Here is an 18066-nt window from a genome sequence, read left to right on the forward strand (position 1 = left end):
GCCTCGTCGGCCGCGCGGACGTGCAGCGCATCCCGGTCCGGCTCGGCGTAGACGGCGACGCTGGCAATACCGGCGTCCGAGCAGGCCCGGGCGACGCGGACAGCGATTTCCCCGCGGTTGGCGATGAGCACCTTGCGCACTGTGGCTCCCTTCTTGAACCTCGTTGAGTTTAGGGATTCCTGGGCGGTACCGGCGAGTAGCCCCAGGTTGTGAACTATCCCACACGCTCGGTGATGGGAAATCCGGGCCCGATCACGGCCCGTTGACGACTCCGCAGGTCGCCGCCCGTGCGGTGCGGCGGGCGCGGTCCACGGTGGGTGACCGGGCGGCGGCGTGGCGGGACGGTGTCATGGGACACACCTTCCCGCAGCCCGCTCAAGCGGCCGTCGAGGCGGGGGCAGGACGCCGCACGGCCTCGGCGGTCACGTCGGCGGCGACTTCCACCATGTCCGGCCCGTACGCGGCCGGGTTGACCACCCGCAGCACGAGCGCGAACGTGCCGTTCCGGCCGTGCCGGCGGGCGAGTTCGCGGTGGTGGGAGACCAGGTAGCGCACCCCGGCCTGGTTGGCTACCCCGGTCTGGCCGCAGATCAGGAACACCGGATGGCCGCCCTCCGGGGTGGCGATCCGGGCCAGCAGGGTGTGCGCCTGCTCCTGGTCGGCGTGGAAGTCGCGGTCGCCCACCACGATCACGTTGCTGCCCGGGCCGGGGCCGGAGGTGACGAGCACCCCCGGCAGGCCCCAGGCCAGGTGGGCGGCCATCCGCTCGTTGCTGACCGGACCGCCCAGGCACAGTTCGGTCTTGACGCCCAGGCCGCGGTGCGCGGCGTCGTGGGCGACCAGTTCGGCCCGGGCGCCGCACTCCTCGACCAGCCCCGCCAGCCACATCAGGGCGTAGGCGTCCCGGCGGGTCACGGTGGTCGCGTGCGAGCCCGTCCCGATGCTGCGGGGCACCACGATCAGGCACTCGCTGCCGGCCGGCAGCCCCAGGAAGGCCCGCACACGTTCGACCTTGCGGCGCCGCCGCAGGGCCTGGGCGAGCCACCCCAGGGCGGCGCTGATGGCGCTGGCCACCAGACCGAGCACCACGTTGAGCACGCTGTCCGTCATCGCCGAGTCCCCTCCCCGTTCGAAACGCCGCTCAGCTTAGGGGCACGGCTTCGCCGAGCGGTACGGCTTCGGGGTGCGGCAGGTCAGGCGGTCCACAGGTCGGTGATCCGCAGGTCCAGGTCCGCGAGCAGCCGGCGCAGCAGCGGCAGGGACAGGCCGATGACGTTGCCCGGGTCGCCGTCGATGCCGTCGACGAACGGGGCCGAGCGGCCGTCCAGGGTGAACGCCCCGGCCACGTGCAGCGGTTCGCCGGAGGCCACGTAGGCGGCGATCTCCTCGTCGTCCGGGGTGCCGAAGCGGACGGTGGTGGAGGCGGTGGCCGAGGACTGCCGGCCGGTCGCGGTGTCGATCACGCAGTGGCCGGTGCGCAGCACGCCCGCGCGGCCGCGCATCGACTGCCAGCGGGCGAGTGCCTCGGTGGCGTCGGCGGGCTTGCCGAGGGCCTGCCCGTCCAGTTCCAGGACGGAGTCGCAGCCGATCACCAGCTCGCCGCCGGTCAGTCCGGCGGCGACGGCCTTGGCCTTGGCCTCGGCCAGGACGAGGGCGAGTTCGGCGGGGGTGGCGGCGCTGATCGCGTCCTCGTCGACGCCGCTGACCACCACGCGCGGGTCGAGCCCCGCCTGGCGCAGCAGCCCGAGGCGGGCGGGGGAGGCGGAGGCGAGGACGAGGGTGCGCTGGTCGGTCATGGCCACCAGGGTAGGGGGTGCCACGGTCCGCGTCCCGGTGTCCGCCGTTCGGGTGAACGGCTCAGGTGAACGACAGGGAGACCATCACCAGGACGGCGCCCACCAGCACCAGGGCGGCGAGCACCTTGCCGGCCCGCTGCATCCGCTCCTGCATCCGACGGGCCTCGGGCGAGGGCTCGTCGCGGGGGTCTGACCAGAGCACCCGTCCAGAGTGCGCCGCGCCGGGGCCCGGCCGCCTGAGTATCCGTACTCAGGTTTCGGGCAATCCGGGCGCAGAACGGCGACGGCGCGGGACGTCGGACGGCGCAGAACGGCGACGGCGCGGCACGTCGGACGGGCCGACGTCCCGCGCCGGCTGCCTCAGCGCGCCCAGCCCGACGTCCGCCAGGCGTTGACGCCCGGGCGGACGGCGGGGCGGAGCAGGAGGGAGCGGTCGGTCCAGGGGGAGGCCGGGCCGGCGCCGGCCCGGCGCGCCGCCTCGGCGGCGGTCCGTGCGGCGGCGGCCCGGGCTTGGACCACCGCCAGGACGGTGGCCAGCTCCTCGGGGGTCGGCTGCCCGTGCAGCACGTGGATCGGGGACATGGCTGGTTCTCTCCCGACAGGGATGGGGGCCTACAGGGGGATGTTGCCGTGCTTCTTCGGCGGCAGCACCTCGCGCTTGCCGCGCAGCGCCCGCAGGCCCCGGACGATGTGCCGGCGGGTCTCGCTCGGTGCGATGACCGCGTCGACGTAGCCGCGCTCGGCCGCCAGGTACGGGTTCAGCAGGGTGTCCTCGTACGAGGCGATCAGCTCGGCGCGCCTGGCGTCGGCCTGGCCGGCCGCCTCTGCCTCGGCGATCTCCCGGCGGTGCAGGATGTTGACCGCGCCCTGCGCGCCCATCACGGCGATCTGCGCCGTCGGCCAGGCCAGGTTGAGGTCGGCGCCCAGGTGCTTGGAGCCCATGACGTCGTACGCGCCGCCGAAGGCCTTGCGGGTGATCACGGTGATCAGCGGGACGGTGGCCTCGGCGTAGGCGTAGATCAGCTTGGCGCCGCGGCGGATGATGCCGTCCCACTCCTGCTCAGTGCCGGGCAGGAAGCCGGGCACGTCCACGAAGGTCAGCACCGGGATGTTGAAGGAGTCGCAGGTCCGGATGAAGCGGGCGGCCTTCTCGCTGGCGTTGATGTCCAGGCAGCCGGCCAGGTCCATCGGCTGGTTGCCGACGATGCCGACGGACTGGCCCTCGACCCGGCCGAAGCCGGTGATGATGTTGCCCGCGTACAGCGGCTGCGTCTCCAGGAACTCGCCGTCGTCGACGATGCGTTCGATCACCTTGTGCATGTCGTACGGCTGGTTCGCCGAGTCCGGCACGATCGCGTCGAGTTCGAGGTCCTCGTCGGTGACCGCGAGGTCGGCCTGCTCCGGGTAGGACGGCGGGTCGCTCAGGTTGTTGGACGGCAGGTACGAGAGCAGGCTCTTGACGTACTCGACCGCCTCCTTCTCGTCCGAGGCCAGGTAGTGCGCGTTGCCGGACTTGGTGTTGTGGGTGCGCGCGCCGCCCAGCTCCTCCATGCCGACGTCCTCGCCGGTGACGGTCTTGATGACGTCCGGGCCGGTGATGAACATGTGCGAGGTCTGATCGGCCATCACCACGAAGTCGGTGATCGCGGGGGAGTACACCGCGCCGCCCGCGCACGGGCCCATGATCAGCGAGATCTGCGGGATGACGCCCGACGCGTGCACGTTGCGGCGGAAGATCTCGCCGTACAGGCCGAGCGAGACGACGCCCTCCTGGATCCGGGCGCCGCCGGAGTCGTTGATGCCGATGACGGGGCAGCCGGTCTTCAGCGCGAAGTCCATCACCTTGACGATCTTCTCGCCGAAGACCTCGCCCAGGGAGCCGCCGAAGACGGTGAAGTCCTGGGCGAAGACGGCGACCTGACGGCCGTCGACGGTGCCGTAGCCGGTCACCACGCCGTCGCCGTACGGGCGGTTCTTCTCCTGGCCGAAGTTGATCGAACGGTGCCGGGCGAACTCGTCGAACTCCACGAAGGAGTCCTCGTCCAGCAGCTCCACGACGCGCTCGCGGGCGGTCAGCTTGCCCTTGGCGTGCTGCTTCTCCACCGCCTTGGCGGAGCCGGAGTGCACCGCCTCGCCCAGCCTGCGCCGCAGGTCGGCGAGCTTGCCCGCGGTGGTGTGGGGGTCGTACGGCGCCTCGGTCATCCGGTGGCTCTCCCTGATCCTGGGCCGCGACCTGTTCGAGTGCGCGCGGGCCGGGTGGTGGGGCCCGCGCATGAGGGCAGGGCGGCGCGACGAACTGCCGCTGGGTAGCGTAGCCAGCGCGGGGGGCCGTCCGTCATGTCCTGGCGTTATGGCCATCGCCACAGTTTTGCTGACGCGCGTTCTGCGAGACGATGGGGCGGCCTGCGCCCCGGTGCGGCCGGCTCTAGGGTTTGCCCATGAGCGCACCAGACAACCCCCGCCGCAGCGGACTCCGCGGCTTCGGCCACAGCGGACCGTCGCCCTGGACCGACCTGGCCCGTCCGCCGCTGGACGAGGAGGCGCTGCGCCGCGACCTGCTCCTCCCGGGCGGCCTCTGGACCTCCCTGGACGTCGTCGCCGAGACCGGCTCCACCAACAGCGACCTCGCCGCCCGCGCCAAGGCGGGCGCCGGGCAGGGCGCGGTGCTGGTCGCCGAGGCGCAGAGCGCCGCCCGCGGCCGGCTGGACCGGCAGTGGACCGCCCCGGCCCGCTCGGGGCTGTTCCTGTCCGTCCTGCTGCGCCCCGAGGAGGTGCCGGTCGAGCGCTACGGCTGGCTGCCGATCCTGGTCGGGGTGGCCGCGGCCAGCACCCTGGGCCGGGTCGCCGAGGTCGAGGTCGGCCTCAAGTGGCCCAACGACCTCCAGGTGGAGATCGACGGCGCGGAGCGCAAGGTGGGCGGCATCCTCACCGAACTGGCCGGCGGCGCGGTGGTCGTCGGCCTCGGCCTCAACGTGTCGCTGCGCGCCGAGGAGCTGCCCGTCCCCACCGCGGCCTCGCTCGAGCTGGCCGGCGCCGCCACCACCGACCGGGGCACCCTGCTGCGGGCCCTGCTGCGCGAGCTCGCCGAGCTGTACCGCGAGTGGACGGCCGCCGCCGGCGACCCGCACGCGAGCGACCTGCTGCGCGCCTACGTGGACCGCTGCACCACGCTCGGCCGCCAGGTGAAGGTCCACCTGCCGGGCGACCGCGAGCTGGCCGGCGAGGCGGTGGCGGTGGACGGCGACGGGCGGCTGGTGGTTCGTACGCCCGACGGCGCACGCCGGGCGGTCGGCGCTGGCGACGTCGTCCACGTGCGCCCCGAACCCCGCTGAACGGCACTCTTCACCTCTCCTTGACTCGGGCTGATGCCCCGGATCCGGCGATTCCGTGCGAACATTCCACCTGGCAGCGGTGTGAGGCGCGCCACTGCCCGGACGGGTGGCGGACGGCGTGCCCGGACAGGTAGGACACGAGGCGAGTGCGGCGACCGCACGGGGACGGACCGGTGGCAGAGGACGGCAGCAGCGGCGTGACGCCGGGCACCAACGACCCGACGGTCGCGCTCGAACTGGAACGCCTGATCCTGGACGCGCCACGCCGCTACACCCCGTACCAGGCCGCGCGCGCGGCCGACGTCCCGATGGAACTGGCCACCCGCTTCTGGCGGGCCATGGGCTTCCCCGACATCGGCCAGTCCCGGGCCCTCACCGACGGTGACGTGATCGCGCTGCGGCGCCTGGCCGGCCTGGTGGAGTCCGGACTGCTCAGCGAGTCGATGGCGATCCAGGTGGCCCGCTCCACCGGCCAGACCACGGCCCGGCTGGCCGGCTGGCAGATGGACACCTTCCTGGAGAACCTCACCCAGTCCGTCGAGCCCGGGCTGACCCGCGCCGACGTCGCGTACCCGCTGGTCGAGCTGCTGCTGCCGGAGCTGGAGCAGTTCCTGGTGTACGTCTGGCGGCGGCAGCTGGCCGCCGTCACCGGCCGGGTGGTGCAGGCCGCCGAGGACAACGAGATCACCAGCGGGCGGCTCGCCGTCGGCTTCGCCGACCTGGTCGGCTTCACCCGGCTGTCCCGGCGGCTGGAGGAGGAGGAGCTCGGCGAGCTGGTCGAGACCTTCGAGAACACCTGCTCCGACCTGATCGTCGGCCAGGGCGGCCGGGTGATCAAGACCCTCGGCGACGAGATCCTCTACGTCTCCGAGGACCCGGCGACCGCCGCCGAGATCGCGCTCGGCCTGGTCGAGGCGCTGGCCGGGGACGACGCCATCCCGCCGGTGCGGGTCGGCATGGCCTTCGGCACGGTCACCTCGCGGATGGGCGACGTCTTCGGCACCACCGTCAACCTGGCCAGCCGGCTCACCTCCATCGCGCCCAAGGACGCGGTGCTGATCGACGGCGAGTTCGCCGCCGCGCTGGAGCAGAACGGCAGTGTCGCCCCGGCCGACTCCGAGGGGCCGGGCCTGGCCGAGGCGCTGTCGGCCGCCGCCGGGATGCCCGCCTCCGGGCTGCCGGTGCCGGGGCCGGAGGCCGGGGCCCGGTTCCACCTGCAGCCGATGTGGCGCCGGCCGGTGCGCGGGCTCGGGCTGGTCGAGCCGTGGCTGCTCACGCGGAGGCCGACGGCGGAGTAGCGGGAGTGGACCGCTGCGGGCCGGGTAAACGGGAGCGGGCACGCTCCGGGCCGGGTAGTCGGGAGCGGGCACGCCCCGGTGGTGTCCTCCGGGTGCCGAACGGTTGAAACCCGTACGGTCTGACGCGGGTCCGTCCGAGTAAACGGGGCATAACCGGACGAAATCGCCATAGTCTTGGTGCAAGCGGCCGACCGGGTGCGGCCGGCCGACGGGGGTCCGGCAGGACCGAGCACAGGGAGCGAGGCGAGCCGGTGAGCAGTGAGGCGATCATGACGGACCGCGGCTGCGACCGCGGCGGAGGCCCGCGGCACCACGACCCGCTGCCCGACCTGAGACTGCAGTCCGTGGTCGAGCTGGCCCAGGACATGGCCGGCGCGCTCACCCCCCTGGAGGCCGTCCGGGCCGCCGCCGCCCGCGCCACCGAAGCACTCGGCGCCACCATGGCCGCCGTCTCCGTCTGGGACCGCGAGTCCGGCCGGCTGCGGGTCCTGGTCAACCACGGCGACCTCGCCCCCGGCGAGGAGGAACTGCCCGAGGACGAGTCGTACCCCGTCGCCGACTTCCCCGAGATCGTCACCTACCTGGAGGAGCGCTGGAGCACCGGGCGGCTGCCGCGCGCCTGGCTGCAGAGCGCCGAGGGCAGCGAGCCGCACGCCGGCCACACCCACCCCACCGCCGGCGCGTACTGCCAGGAGCGCGCCGCCGCGCTGCGCCGGCGCGGGCGGGCCTGCTGCGTGGTCGCGCCGATCGTGCTGCACGGGCAGGCCTGGGGCGAGCTCTACCTCGCCCGGTCGGCCGGGATGCCCGAGTTCACCGACGCCGACGCCGACTACGCCACCCTGCTCGCCGCCCAGATCTCGGCCGGACTCGCCCAGACCGAGCGTCTCGCCGACCTGCGCAAGCTCGCCTTCTCCGACCCGCTCACCGGCCTCGCCAACCGGCGCGCCGTCGACGCCCGGCTGGAGAGCGCACTGGAGGCCCACAACCGGGACAACACCGTGGTCTCGCTGGTCGTCTGCGACGTCAACGGGCTGAAACGGGTCAACGACCAGCTCGGCCACGAGATGGGCGACCGGCTGCTGGAACGGTTCGCCCACCAGCTCTCGCTGGCCGCCGCCAAGCTCCCCGGCAGCCTCGCCGCCCGGCTCGGCGGCGACGAGTTCTGCCTGCTGGTCGAAGGGCAGAAGGCCGACGAGGTGGTCGCAGCCGCCGAAGAGCTGTGCGCCCGGGCGCTCGCCCTGTCCGAAGGCGAGGGCGTGGCCTGCGGAGTCGCCTCCACCGGGGACTCGATCGGGCCCGTCACCACCCCCGACCGGCTCTTCCGGCTCGCCGACGCCGCCCAGTACCGCGCCAAGGCGGCCCGGGCCGCCCACCCCGTCGTCGCCGGGCGCAGCCACGGCCCCGGCTTCTCGCCCGACCCCACCGTGCTGCTCGCCGACGCCGCCGACCCGCACCACCGGGCGGACAGCCGGCGCGGGCCCGGCGGCCGGGCCGGAAACGGCGACCGCCGCCGGTTCCGCGGCGCCGCCCACAGCGCCGACCCGGGCCAGCTGCTCACCGCCGTCCTCACCGCCCTCGACCAGGCCTCCGCCGCCCGGGCCGTCCACCCGGCCGACACCCTCGGCAAACTGGTCGTCGTCGCCGAGGCCTCCGCCCGGCTGCTCGACGCCGTCGGCTGGTGGATCTCGTACGTCCCGCCCGGCACCCACCTCATGCGCACCGCCCAGCACGCCGTCTACCGGATGACCAGCGGCCCCAGCAGCAGCCGCGCCGAGACCCAGCGCGCCCAGATCGAGGCCCCCGACGCCGTCTTCGACCTGCGCCACTACCCGATGACCCGCCGCGCCGTCCGCGGCGGCGCCTTCGCCCTCCGGGCCGGCGCCGCCGGCAACGACCCGGCGGAGGAGGCCATGCTCGTCGTCTCCGGCTACCGCGGCATGGTTGCCGCCGGCGGCCAGAACCCGGCCGGCGGCTGGCTCGTCGAACTCTTCGCCGACGACGCCACCCTGCCCCTCGGCCAGGCCGCCAGCGCGATGCGCGCCCTGGTCGCCGTCGCTCTGGCGGGCGCGGCCTCGCCGCCGGCGGTGTGAGGGGGGCTCGCCTCTGCCTGCCTTCGTGTGCTTCCGCTTGCCGCGCTTGCTTCCTGGTGCGCCTCGCTGTGTGCCGGTTCGGTGACCGGCGTGTCGCGGGTGGGTCGCGGTCGGGGTCCGGGGGGTGCCGTGGGCGGGTGGGGTGGTGCGAAGGTGGGTGGCTGGTCGAGCGGGAACGGGGGCCCGGTCATGGGCGGACGGTTGGTGGGCGCGGCGGTCGCCGGGGTGCTGGCGCTGGTGCTCGGAGGCGGGGTGGTGGCGGCCGGTCCGGCGTCGGCGGCTGTTCCGCCGTCGGCAGCTGTTCCGGCGTCGGCGGTGCCGGTGGTGGGGGCGGTGCGGGCGCCGCAGGCACGGGGCGGCGTGCGGACGCACCGCATCACCCAGGTCGTCGAGCTGAAGGCCAAGTCGAAGGCGGCGAAGGCGAAGGCGAAGTCGAAGCTGAGGAAGAAGGCGGAGCGCGGCTTCGTGCGCCGGGTGTTCGGCGGCGTCTTCACGTGGTTCGCCGTGGCCCTGCTGATCGTCCTGCTGGCCACGGTCCTGGCCGTCCGCTGGCTCAGGCGCCGCAACCGCCCTCAGCCGTAGGCGGGTTGAGGGCCCGCAGTGCGGCGTCGACCAGGCGGTCCGCGTGGTCGTGGGTGAGCGGGCCGAGCCGGTACTGCCAGCGGTAGAAGATCGGGCCGTAGAAGACTTCGACGGCCAGGTCGAGATCGGCGTCGGGGGCGAGCTGGCCGGCGTCGCGGGCCCGGCGCAAGCGGTCGCGGGTGACCTCCAGCAGCGGGTCCAGCAGGCGGGTGCGGTACTCGGTGTGCAGCGCCGGGTCGTTGAGGATCTCGGCGATGAGCGCGCGGTAGGTGCGGTCGGTGTCCGGGTCGGACAGAGGACACCGACCTGGCCGCGATCGGCGAGGTGCCGGACAGCGTCGAGGTGCACCGCTGGGTGCCGCAGCTGTCCGTGCTCGCCCGGGCGGACGCCTTCGTCACCCACGCGGGGATGGGCGGCTCCAGCGAGGGCCTGTTCCACGCCGTGCCGATGGTCGCGGTGCCGCAGGCCACCGACCAGTTCGCCAACGCGGACGCGCTGGTCGGGCTCGGCGTCGCGCGCCGGCTGGACACCGACGACGCGACCCCGGAGGCGCTGCGCGCGGCGCTGCTGGAACTGGTCGGCGATCCGGCGGTAACCGAGCGGCTGCGCGAGCTGTCCGCCGCCGGACGCGCCGAGGGCGGCACTGCCCGGGCGGCCGACCTGATCGAGGCGGAGCTCAAGTCGTAGCGGGATGGGGGTGCCGGGAGGGCGGGGGTCGGGGCGGGGGATGGTCGGGCGAGGGCGAGGGTGGGGGCCGTGGCGTGCGGCGTGGATCCGGACGGCGGAGAATCCGGATGACGAACAGCTGTTGTCATATCTTCATTCACCTGATGTGATGGTGTATATGGATATGCACAGTGCTGTGGCCCCCGACGCTCCGCTGGTCCTCGTCGGCAAGGCCGACGTCAGCGCCGAAGACGTCCTCGCCGTCGCCCGGGGCAACGCCCGGGTCGAGATCGGTCCCGACGCGCTGGCCGAGATGGCGGCCGCCCGTGCGCGGATCGACGCCCTCGCGGCCGAGCCGCGTCCCGTCTACGGCGTGTCGACCGGCTTCGGCGCCCTCGCCGTGCGCCACATCAGCCCCGAGCTGCGCGCCCAGCTGCAGCGGTCGCTGGTGCGCTCGCACGCCGCCGGCATGGGCCCGGCCGTCGAGCGCGAGGTCGTCCGCGCCCTGGTGTTCCTGCGGATGAAGACCCTCGCCTCCGGCCGCACCGGGGTCCGCCCCCTGGTCGCGCAGACCATGGCCGCCCTGCTCAACGCGGGCATCACCCCGGTCGTCCGGGAGTTCGGCTCGCTCGGCTGCTCCGGCGACCTCGCCCCGCTGTCGCACTGCGCACTGGTGCTGATGGGCGAGGGCACCGCCACCGGCCCCGACGGGGTGGAGAAGCCCGCCGGCGAACTGCTCGCCGCCGCCGGGATCGAACCGGTCGAGCTGCTGGAGAAGGAGGGCCTCGCCCTCATCAACGGCACCGACGGCATGCTCGGCATGCTGGTGATGGCCATCGCCGACCTGCAGCGGCTGTACACCACCGCCGACATCACCGCCGCGATGAGCCTGGAAGCCCTGCTCGGCACCGACAAGGTGCTCGCCCCCGAACTGCACGCCCCGATCCGCCCGCACCCGGGCCAGGCGCTGAGCGCCGCCAACATGCTGGCCGTCCTCAAGGACTCCGGCCTCACCGGCCACCACCAGGACGACGCGCCGCGGGTCCAGGACGCCTACTCGATCCGCTGCGCCCCGCAGGTGGCCGGCGCCGGCCGGGACACCCTGACCCACGCCCAGCTGGTCGCCTCCCGCGAGCTGGCCGCCTCGGTGGACAACCCGGTGGTGCTCCCGGACGGCCGGGTGGAGTCCAACGGCAACTTCCACGGCGCCCCGGTCGGGTACGTGCTGGACTTCCTCGCCATCGCCGCCGCCGACCTCGGCTCGATCTCCGAGCGCCGCACGGACCGCCTGCTGGACAAGGCCCGCTCGCACGGCCTGCCGGCTTTCCTGGCCGACGACCCCGGCGTGGACTCCGGCCTGATGATCGCCCAGTACACCCAGGCGGCGCTGGTCAGCGAGAACAAGCGGCTCGCCGTCCCGGCCTCGGTCGACTCGATCCCGTCCTCCGCGATGCAGGAGGACCACGTGTCGATGGGCTGGTCGGCCGCGCGCAAGCTGCGCCAGGCCGTCGAGAACCTCGGCCGGATCCTGGCCGTCGAACTCACCGCCGCCGCCCGCGCGCTGGAGATCCGTCAGCAGGCCGACGGGGTCGGCCGGATCGCCCCCGCCACGGCGGCCGCGCTGGCCGTCGCCCGGGAGGCGGGGGTCGGCGGCGCCGGCCGCGACCGCTTCCTCTCGCCGGACCTGGAGGCGGCGGCGGCGCTGGTCGCCTCCGGGGAGCTGGTGCGGGCCGTCGAGCGGGTCACCGGTCCGCTGGCCTGACCTGCGCACCGGTCGGCGGCCGGTCGGCGCCTGGAGGGTGCCCGCTCGGCGCGGGGCGGCCGGGACGTCAGTCCCAGTCGCTCCGCGGCCGGCGGTCCTCGCGGTTGCGGCGGTCGCCGAACGCGGCGGCGAGGTTGACCCCGACGATGCCCGTCCAGCACACCAGCAGGCCGGCGAAGCCGCCGCTCCCCGGTTGGCCGGCGATCGCCGTCAACGGGATGCCGAAGGCCATCGAGACCACCGCGAGCCCGGTGCCGGAACGCTTGCCCCAACCGGAGCGGCGCGGGCGCCGGTCGCGGTCGTGGTGCGGGTGACGGTCGTAGCCGTCCATCCGCTCGGAGACGGAGCGCTCGACCCGGGCGTCCAGACGGGCGTCGAGGCGCGTCATGAAGGAGTCGACGAGCTCGTCCTCGTACTCCTTGCCGAGCTCCTTGCGAGCCTGCAGGGTGGCGTCGAGGTCGCGCCGCAGTTCGTCCTGGCGAGTGTCCATGGGGAACAGCGTGACCCCGCCGCGGCGCCCCGGTCCATCCGTTCGCGGGGGAATCCGGGCGGGCTCAGGGACAAATCAGGGTTACCCCGAGCCGCGGCAGCCGTTGGCCGTAGCGCGCCGGTACCGCCCGGGGCCGCCCCGCTCTGTCCGCTTCTCGGGACGTCTCATGAGGCGTCCCGCCGTACGAGACGTCTTTGCCAGGCGCGGCGCGCTGCTGCACAGTCGTCGTCCGACCCGCTCGCATCCGGAGGTACCGCTGATGACCGCCATCGACGAGACCGGCAGCGTCGGCCCCTCCGCCCGACTGCTCCAGCTGTTCGAAGGGCACCGGCTGACGCCGACCCAGCGCCGGATCGCGCACTCCCTCGTGCGGCACGCCACCGAGGCGCCCTTCCTGTCCAGCGTGGAGGTCGCCGAACTCGCGGGCGTCAGCCAGCCGTCCGTCACCCGCTTCGCGGTCGCGCTCGGGTACGACGGCTACCCGGCGCTGCGCAAGCAGCTCCGCGAACTCGGCGGCGGAGAGCCGGCCGCGCCGGAGAGCCCGGACGACGCGGTGCGCAACGAACACCAGCAGGCCGTGCTCGCCGAGATCGAGCACCTGCGCCACCTCGCCGAACTCCTCGCCGACCCGGAGCCCGTCCTCCGGGCCGCCCGGCTGCTCGCCGCCTCCCGCCCGCTGCCCGTGCTCGGCCTGCGGGCCGCCTCGGCGCAGGCGCGCGGCTTCGCCTACTTCGCGGCCAAGGTGCACCCCGACATCCGGCTGCTGGACGAGGGCGGCAGCATGCTCGCCGACCGGCTCGAACAGGCCGCCGCGGCGGGCGCGACCGCGCTGCTCTGCTTCGCCCTGCCGCGCTACCCGCGGGAACTGATGGACGCCCTGGCGGTGGCCCGCGAATGCGGGCTGACGGTGCTGACGGTGGCCGACAGCGCCTTCGCGCCGGTCGCCAAGCTGTCCGACCTGATGCTGCCGGCCGCCGTCGGCACCGGGCTGGTCTTCGACACCGCGTGCGCGCCGATGATGCTCGGCCGGGTGCTGCTGCAGGCCATGTGCGACGAACTCCCGGGCGCGGAAGCCCGGTTGGAGGCGATCGAGCAGTCCGCGACGGCGCGTGGCCTGTTCCTGGAGTAGACCCGGCGGGGAGTAGCCGTCACAAACCCGGGCATCCCCTACAGCAGGGGGTGCCGCCCATGCGCGTGATCCACGAGATGAAGTTCGTCGCCCGCCTGTCCTCGGGTGCCGACGAATGGTCCTGCCCCGCCTGCGGACGCCGCGTCACCCTGCGGCGCCTGCCCGAACCCGAACTGACCGTCCTCGATCCGGGCGACGAGTCCGCCGTCCACGTCGGCGTCATCGAACCCGACGCCGGCCCCGACGCCGGCCCCGGCGCGGCCACGGCCGCCGAGAAGTACGGCCTCGGCCCGGTCCAGAACGTCCCCCGCCCGCCGTCCCCGCCCACCCCCGACGCCGACGACCGCCGCTGGCTCGCCGAGATCGGCATCGACTGGGACGGCGGCGCGGCGGCCTGATTCAGCCGCGCGGTGCGTACCGGTCGCGCCCTCCGGTGGGCCGAGTGGCTGGTGTTTCCGGGCTCAGCACACGCCGGGAGGGTGTGCCGGCCCGGGTGTTGATCGGATGGCTCCGGGGTCTGGTCGTGGGCTGAATGTTTGGATATATTCAGCCGAACAGAGCTTGAATGAATCCATCCGCAGGGAGCCGGGACTATGGTGCAGCAGCAGGTGAGCGGGCCGCGTGAGGTCAGGGCGGCGCGCGGGACGGGGCTGACGACGCAGGGGTGGCAGCAGGAGGCCGCCCTGCGGATGCTGATGAACAACCTCGACCCCGAGGTGGCCGAGCACCCGTCGAAGCTCGTCGTGTACGGCGGCACCGGCAAGGCCGCGCGGGACTGGCGCTCCTTCGACGCCATGGTGCGGACGCTGCAGGGCCTCAAGCAGGACGAGACCATGCTGGTCCAGTCCGGCCGCCCGGTCGGCGTCATGCAGACCCACGAGTGGGCGCCGCGGGTGCTGATCGCCAACTCCAACCTGGTCGGCGACTGGGCCAACTGGGAGGAGTTCCGCCGCCTGGAGAGCCTCGGGCTCACCATGTACGGCCAGATGACCGCCGGCTCCTGGATCTACATCGGCACCCAGGGCATCCTCCAGGGCACCTACGAGACCTTCGCCGCCGTCGCCAACAAGCGGTTCAACGGCACGCTGGAAGGCACCATCACCCTCACCGCCGGCCTCGGCGGCATGGGCGGCGCCCAGCCGCTGGCCGTCACCATGAACGGCGGCGTGGCGATCTGCATCGACTGCGACCCGTCCCGCATCTCCCGCCGGATCGAGCACCGCTACCTGGACGTCGAGGCCAAGGACCTCTCCCACGCGCTGGAGCTCGCCACCGCCGCCCGCGACAAGCGGCAGCCGCTGTCCATCGGCGTGCTGGGCAACGCCGCCGAGCTGGTCCCGCAGCTGCTCGCGATGGACGCGCCGATCGACATCGTCACCGACCAGACCAGCGCCCACGACCCGCTCAGCTACCTGCCGGTCGGCGTCGCCTTCGACGACATGGCGGACTACGCCGCCGCCAAGCCCGCCGAGTTCACCGACCGGGCCCGCGAGTCGATGGCCCGGCACGTCGAGGCGATGGTCGGCTTCCTGGACCGCGGCGCCGAGGTCTTCGACTACGGCAACTCGATCCGCGGCGAGGCCCAGCTGGCCGGCTACGACCGCGCCTTCGCCTTCCCCGGCTTCGTCCCCGCCTACATCCGCCCGCTGTTCTGCGAGGGCAAGGGCCCGTTCCGCTGGGCGGCCCTGTCCGGCGACCCGCAGGACATCCACAAGACCGACAAGGCCGTCCTCGACCTCTTCCCGGAGAACGAGTCGCTGGCCCGCTGGATCAAGCTCGCCCAGGAGAAGGTGCACTTCCAGGGCCTGCCCGCGCGCATCTGCTGGCTCGGCTACGGCGAGCGCGACAAGGCCGGCGAGCGCTTCAACGACATGGTCGCCTCGGGCGAACTGTCCGCGCCGATCGTCATCGGCCGCGACCACCTGGACTGCGGCTCCGTCGCCTCCCCGTACCGGGAGACCGAGGCGATGCTGGACGGCTCCGACGCGATCGCCGACTGGCCGCTGCTCAACGCCATGGTCAACGTGGCCTCCGGCGCCTCCTGGGTCTCCATCCACCACGGCGGCGGCGTCGGCATCGGCCGCTCGATCCACGCCGGCCAGGTCACCGTCGCCGACGGCACCGCGCTGGCCGGGGAGAAGATCCGCCGGGTGCTCACCAACGACCCGGGCATGGGCGTCATCCGGCACGTGGACGCCGGGTACGACCGGGCCACCGAGGTCGCCGCCGAGCGCGGGGTCCGCGTCCCCATGGGTGAGCTGTGACCTCGTCGTTCGAGGAGATGTGGGCGGAGCTGCTCCCCGTGGGCCGCTCCGCCTCCTCCGGCGGCTACCGCCGCTTCGCCTGGAACTCCGCCGACGCCGAGTGCCGCGCCTGGTTCGAGCAGCAGGCCCGCGGCCGCGGACTGGCGTACGAGCTGGACCGCAACGGCAACCAGTGGGCCTGGCTGGGCGACCCGCAGGCCGGCGGGGCCGTCGTCACCGGCTCGCACCTGGACTCCGTCCCGGACGGCGGCGCCTTCGACGGCCCGCTCGGCGTCGTCTCCTCCTTCGCCGCACTGGACGAACTCCGCGCCCGCGGCACCGAGTTCACCCGCCCGCTGGCGATCGTCAACTTCGGCGACGAGGAGGGCGCCCGGTTCGGCGTGGCCTGCATCGGCTCCCGGCTGACCGCCGGAGTGCTCTCCCGCGAGGCCGCGTACGACCTGCGCGACGCCGACGGCGTCCGGCTGCCCGACGCGATGGAGAAGGCCGGCTACGACCCGGGCGCGATCGGCGCGGACGACGACCGGCTGGCCCGGATCGGCGCCTTCGTCGAACTCCACGTCGAGCAGGGCCGCTACCTCGCCGAGGACCAGCCGGTCGGCGTGGCCGGCGCGATCTGGCCGCACGGCCGCTGGCGCTTCGACTTCCACGGCGAGGCCAACCACGCCGGCACCACCCGGGTCGAGGACCGCCGCGACCCGATGCTGACCTACGCCAACACCGTGCTCGCCGCCCGCAAGAAGGCCAGACTGGCGGGCGCCCTGGCCACCTTCGGCAAGGTCGCGGTCGAGCCCAACGGCACCAACGCGATCGCCTCGCTGGTGCGCGGCTGGCTGGACTCCCGGGCCGCCGACGAGCGCACGCTCACCGCGCTGGTCGCCGAGATCGAGCGGGCCGCCGCCGAGCGCGGCGAGCGCGACGGCGTCCGGGTCGAGTTGACCCGCGAGTCGTACACCCCGGTGGTGGAGTTCGACGGGCCGCTGCGCGACCGGCTCGCCAAGCGGCTGGACGCCCCGGTGCTGCCCACCGGCGCGGGACACGACGCCGGGATCCTGGCGTCCGCGATCCCGACCGCCATGCTGTTCGTGCGCAACCCCAGCGGCGTCTCGCACTCCCCGGCCGAACACGCCGAGGAGGCCGACTGCCTGGCCGGGGTCAGCGCCCTCGCCGACGTACTGGAGGACCTGGCGTGCCAGTGACCGCAGCGACCGCAGTGCCCGCACCGACTGCGGCGACCGCAGCGACCACCGCTACAGGAGTGACCGCGAGTGCCGTGAGCTACTGGGCGCAGTACGCGTGGCTGCCGCACCCCAACGGGCCGGTGGTCGAGCGGGACGTGCTGATCGCCACCGGCCCCGGCGGCGTGATCACCGCGGTGACGCCGGACAGCGGGCCCTGCCCGCCCGGCGCCGTCCGCCTCGACGGACTGGTGCTGCCCGGCCAGGCGAACGCCCACTCGCACGCCTTCCACCGGGCGCTGCGCGGGCACGTGCAGGTCGGCTCCGGCACCTTCTGGACCTGGCGCGACACCATGTACCGGTTCGCCGGCGCGCTCGACCCGGACAGCTACCTGGAGCTCGCCACCGCCGTCTACGCCGAGATGGCGCTGGCCGGGATCAGCGCCGTCGGCGAGTTCCACTACCTGCACCACGCGCCCGGCGGCGCCCGCTACACCGACCCGAACGCGATGGGCGGGGCGCTGATCGAGGCCGCCGCCCGGGCCGGCATCCGGATCACCCTGCTGGACACCTGCTACCTGTCGGCCGGCTTCGGCGCCGAGCCGACCCACCCGCAGCTGCGGTTCAGCGACGGCGACGCCGAGGCGTGGGCGGTCCGGGCCGACGCGCTCAAGCCGCGCGAACACGCCCGGATCGGCGCCGCCATCCACTCCGTCCGGGCCGTCCCGGCCGAGCAGCTGGGCACCGTCGCGCAGTGGGCGGCGACGCGCGAGGCTCCGCTGCACGTCCACCTGTCCGAGCAGACCGCCGAGAACGACGCCTGCCTCGCCGCGCACGGCGTCACCCCCACCCGGCTGCTCGCCGACCACGGCGCGCTCGGCCCGCGCACCTCGGCCGTGCACGCCACCCACCTCACCGACGAGGACGTCAAGCTCCTCACCGACTCCTCCACCACCGTCTGCATGTGCCCCACCACCGAACGGGACCTCGCGGACGGCATCGGCCCGGCCCGCCGGCTCGCCTCGGCGGGCAGCCCGATCACCCTGGGCAGCGACAGCCACGCGGTGATCGACCCGTTCGAGGAGGCCCGGGCGCTGGAGCTGGACGAGAGGCTGCGCACCCGCACCCGCGGCCACTGGACGGCGAACGCGTTGCTGCGGGCCGGCACCGAGGACGGGCACGCCTCGCTCGGCTGGCCGGAGGCCGGTCGGATCGAGCCCGGGGCGCTCGCCGACTTCACGGCGGTCGCGCTGGACACCGTCCGTACGGCGGGCCCGCCGCCTCGGCTCGGCGCCGAGATCGCCGTCTTCGCGGCCTCGGCGGCGGACGTACGGCACCTGGTGGTCGGCGGGCGGCACGTCGTCCGGGACGGCGTGCACCAGCTGGTGGCCGACGTGCCGGGGGCGTTGCGCGCCGCCATCGGCACGCTGGACTGCTGACTCCCCTGTTCGGCCCCCTTGTCCAACTCCATTCGGAAGG

At 74.1% G+C, this 18066-nt stretch carries 17 protein-coding genes and 2 pseudogenes; 11 read left to right on the forward strand and 8 right to left on the reverse strand.

Translation table 11 applies throughout. The annotated features are described in order from the left end of the window. The 6 genes from AC0B61_RS29840 to AC0B61_RS29865 all read right to left on the reverse strand — a co-directional run. Positions 1-140, reverse strand: a 140-nt coding sequence (locus AC0B61_RS29840; RefSeq protein ID WP_380420974.1) for a biotin carboxylase N-terminal domain-containing protein, incomplete at its 3' end; no start/stop codon positions are given. A 235-nt stretch (positions 141-375) separates the two neighbouring features. Next, entirely contained in the window at positions 376-1110 is a 735-nt protein-coding gene (locus AC0B61_RS29845; RefSeq protein WP_471744444.1) for a hypothetical protein, read from the reverse strand. A gap of 83 nt (positions 1111-1193) precedes the next feature. Continuing rightward, the gene (locus tag AC0B61_RS29850; RefSeq protein ID WP_471744445.1) at positions 1194-1796 is read right to left on the reverse strand and encodes a nucleoside triphosphate pyrophosphatase; all 603 of its coding nucleotides are present in this window, start codon (positions 1794-1796) and stop codon (positions 1194-1196) included. Positions 1797-1857: 61 nt separating this feature from the next. Then, on the reverse strand, positions 1858-1998 hold the full coding sequence (gene mmpB / locus AC0B61_RS29855; protein ID WP_471744447.1) for a morphogenic membrane protein MmpB: 141 nt from the start codon (positions 1996-1998) through the stop codon (positions 1858-1860). A 158-nt stretch (positions 1999-2156) separates the two neighbouring features. Continuing rightward, complete coding sequence (locus AC0B61_RS29860) at positions 2157-2378, reverse strand: acyl-CoA carboxylase subunit epsilon (protein WP_471744448.1); 222 nt, start codon at positions 2376-2378, stop codon at positions 2157-2159. 30 nt (positions 2379-2408) lie between these two features. Next, positions 2409-3998: an acyl-CoA carboxylase subunit beta gene (locus tag AC0B61_RS29865; protein ID WP_471744450.1), complete on the reverse strand. Its 1590-nt coding sequence runs from the start codon at positions 3996-3998 to the stop codon at positions 2409-2411. Positions 3999-4234: 236 nt separating this feature from the next. On the opposite strand from AC0B61_RS29865, the gene AC0B61_RS29870 reads away from it, so the two are divergent. The 4 genes and pseudogenes from AC0B61_RS29870 to AC0B61_RS29885 all read left to right on the forward strand — a co-directional run bounded on the left by AC0B61_RS29870 (position 4235) and on the right by AC0B61_RS29885 (position 9098). Next, on the forward strand, positions 4235-5128 hold the full coding sequence (locus AC0B61_RS29870; RefSeq protein ID WP_471744452.1) for a biotin--[acetyl-CoA-carboxylase] ligase: 894 nt from the start codon (positions 4235-4237) through the stop codon (positions 5126-5128). A gap of 173 nt (positions 5129-5301) precedes the next feature. Beyond that, positions 5302-6426: an adenylate/guanylate cyclase domain-containing protein gene (locus AC0B61_RS29875; protein ID WP_471744454.1), complete on the forward strand. Its 1125-nt coding sequence runs from the start codon at positions 5302-5304 to the stop codon at positions 6424-6426. A gap of 365 nt (positions 6427-6791) precedes the next feature. After that, positions 6792-7922 (forward strand): annotated as a pseudogene (locus tag AC0B61_RS29880) (GGDEF domain-containing protein); the annotation flags it as partial. A gap of 783 nt (positions 7923-8705) precedes the next feature. Further along, positions 8706-9098 carry a hypothetical protein gene (locus AC0B61_RS29885; protein ID WP_471744456.1) on the forward strand — a complete coding sequence of 131 codons (393 nt, stop codon included), beginning with the start codon at positions 8706-8708 and terminating at the stop codon, positions 9096-9098. Here AC0B61_RS29885 and AC0B61_RS29890 read toward each other — a convergent pair. After that, the gene (locus AC0B61_RS29890) at positions 9070-9393 is read right to left on the reverse strand and encodes a TetR-like C-terminal domain-containing protein (RefSeq protein ID WP_471744577.1); all 324 of its coding nucleotides are present in this window, start codon (positions 9391-9393) and stop codon (positions 9070-9072) included. The two genes, AC0B61_RS29885 and AC0B61_RS29890, sit on opposite strands and share 29 nt — an antisense overlap. Positions 9394-9401: 8 nt before the next feature. On the opposite strand from AC0B61_RS29890, the pseudogene AC0B61_RS29895 reads away from it, so the two are divergent. Then, positions 9402-9785: pseudogene (locus AC0B61_RS29895) on the forward strand (nucleotide disphospho-sugar-binding domain-containing protein); the annotation flags it as partial. A 163-nt stretch (positions 9786-9948) separates the two neighbouring features. Then, the gene (hutH, locus tag AC0B61_RS29900) at positions 9949-11526 is read left to right on the forward strand and encodes a histidine ammonia-lyase (RefSeq protein WP_471744458.1); all 1578 of its coding nucleotides are present in this window, start codon (positions 9949-9951) and stop codon (positions 11524-11526) included. Positions 11527-11593: 67 nt separating this feature from the next. On the opposite strand, the gene AC0B61_RS29905 is transcribed toward hutH, so the two are convergent. Then, positions 11594-12016 (reverse strand): hypothetical protein, encoded by a 423-nt coding sequence (locus tag AC0B61_RS29905; RefSeq protein WP_471744460.1) that lies wholly within the window; start codon positions 12014-12016, stop codon positions 11594-11596. Positions 12017-12275: 259 nt separating this feature from the next. Between AC0B61_RS29905 and AC0B61_RS29910 the strand changes: the two genes are divergently transcribed. The 5 genes from AC0B61_RS29910 (at position 12276) to AC0B61_RS29930 (ending at position 18026) form a co-directional block, all read left to right on the forward strand. Then, positions 12276-13145, forward strand: a complete 870-nt coding sequence (locus AC0B61_RS29910; protein WP_471744462.1) for a MurR/RpiR family transcriptional regulator — start codon at positions 12276-12278, stop codon at positions 13143-13145. Between the two features lie 59 nt (positions 13146-13204). After that, complete coding sequence (locus AC0B61_RS29915) at positions 13205-13543, forward strand: hypothetical protein (RefSeq protein ID WP_471744464.1); 339 nt, start codon at positions 13205-13207, stop codon at positions 13541-13543. A gap of 210 nt (positions 13544-13753) precedes the next feature. After that, the gene (hutU, locus tag AC0B61_RS29920) at positions 13754-15409 is read left to right on the forward strand and encodes a urocanate hydratase (protein WP_471744579.1); all 1656 of its coding nucleotides are present in this window, start codon (positions 13754-13756) and stop codon (positions 15407-15409) included. 17 nt (positions 15410-15426) lie between these two features. Then, positions 15427-16608 carry an allantoate amidohydrolase gene (locus AC0B61_RS29925; RefSeq protein ID WP_471744580.1) on the forward strand — a complete coding sequence of 394 codons (1182 nt, stop codon included), beginning with the start codon at positions 15427-15429 and terminating at the stop codon, positions 16606-16608. A 59-nt stretch (positions 16609-16667) separates the two neighbouring features. After that, positions 16668-18026 (forward strand): formimidoylglutamate deiminase, encoded by a 1359-nt coding sequence (locus tag AC0B61_RS29930; RefSeq protein ID WP_471744466.1) that lies wholly within the window; start codon positions 16668-16670, stop codon positions 18024-18026. The last annotated feature ends 40 nt before the right edge of the window (positions 18027-18066 follow it).

This window comes from Kitasatospora sp. NPDC023385, from assembly GCF_055664045.1.

Excerpts from the sequence above, each read along its gene's own strand:
- AC0B61_RS29885 (WP_471744456.1), top strand. The coding sequence starts at position 8,706 with ATGGGCGGACGGTTGGTGGGCGCGGCGGTCGCCGGGGTGCTGGCGCTG.
- AC0B61_RS29860 (WP_471744448.1), bottom strand. The coding sequence starts at position 2,378 with ATGTCCCCGATCCACGTGCTGCACGGGCAGCCGACCCCCGAGGAGCTG.
- AC0B61_RS29915 (WP_471744464.1), top strand. The coding sequence starts at position 13,205 with ATGCGCGTGATCCACGAGATGAAGTTCGTCGCCCGCCTGTCCTCGGGT.
- AC0B61_RS29910 (WP_471744462.1), top strand. The coding sequence starts at position 12,276 with ATGACCGCCATCGACGAGACCGGCAGCGTCGGCCCCTCCGCCCGACTG.
- AC0B61_RS29925 (WP_471744580.1), top strand. The coding sequence starts at position 15,427 with ATGTGGGCGGAGCTGCTCCCCGTGGGCCGCTCCGCCTCCTCCGGCGGC.
- AC0B61_RS29850 (WP_471744445.1), bottom strand. The coding sequence starts at position 1,796 with ATGACCGACCAGCGCACCCTCGTCCTCGCCTCCGCCTCCCCCGCCCGC.
- AC0B61_RS29845 (WP_471744444.1), bottom strand. The coding sequence starts at position 1,110 with ATGACGGACAGCGTGCTCAACGTGGTGCTCGGTCTGGTGGCCAGCGCC.
- AC0B61_RS29905 (WP_471744460.1), bottom strand. The coding sequence starts at position 12,016 with ATGGACACTCGCCAGGACGAACTGCGGCGCGACCTCGACGCCACCCTG.
- hutH (WP_471744458.1), top strand. The coding sequence starts at position 9,949 with ATGCACAGTGCTGTGGCCCCCGACGCTCCGCTGGTCCTCGTCGGCAAG.
- AC0B61_RS29870 (WP_471744452.1), top strand. The coding sequence starts at position 4,235 with ATGAGCGCACCAGACAACCCCCGCCGCAGCGGACTCCGCGGCTTCGGC.
- AC0B61_RS29865 (WP_471744450.1), bottom strand. The coding sequence starts at position 3,998 with ATGACCGAGGCGCCGTACGACCCCCACACCACCGCGGGCAAGCTCGCC.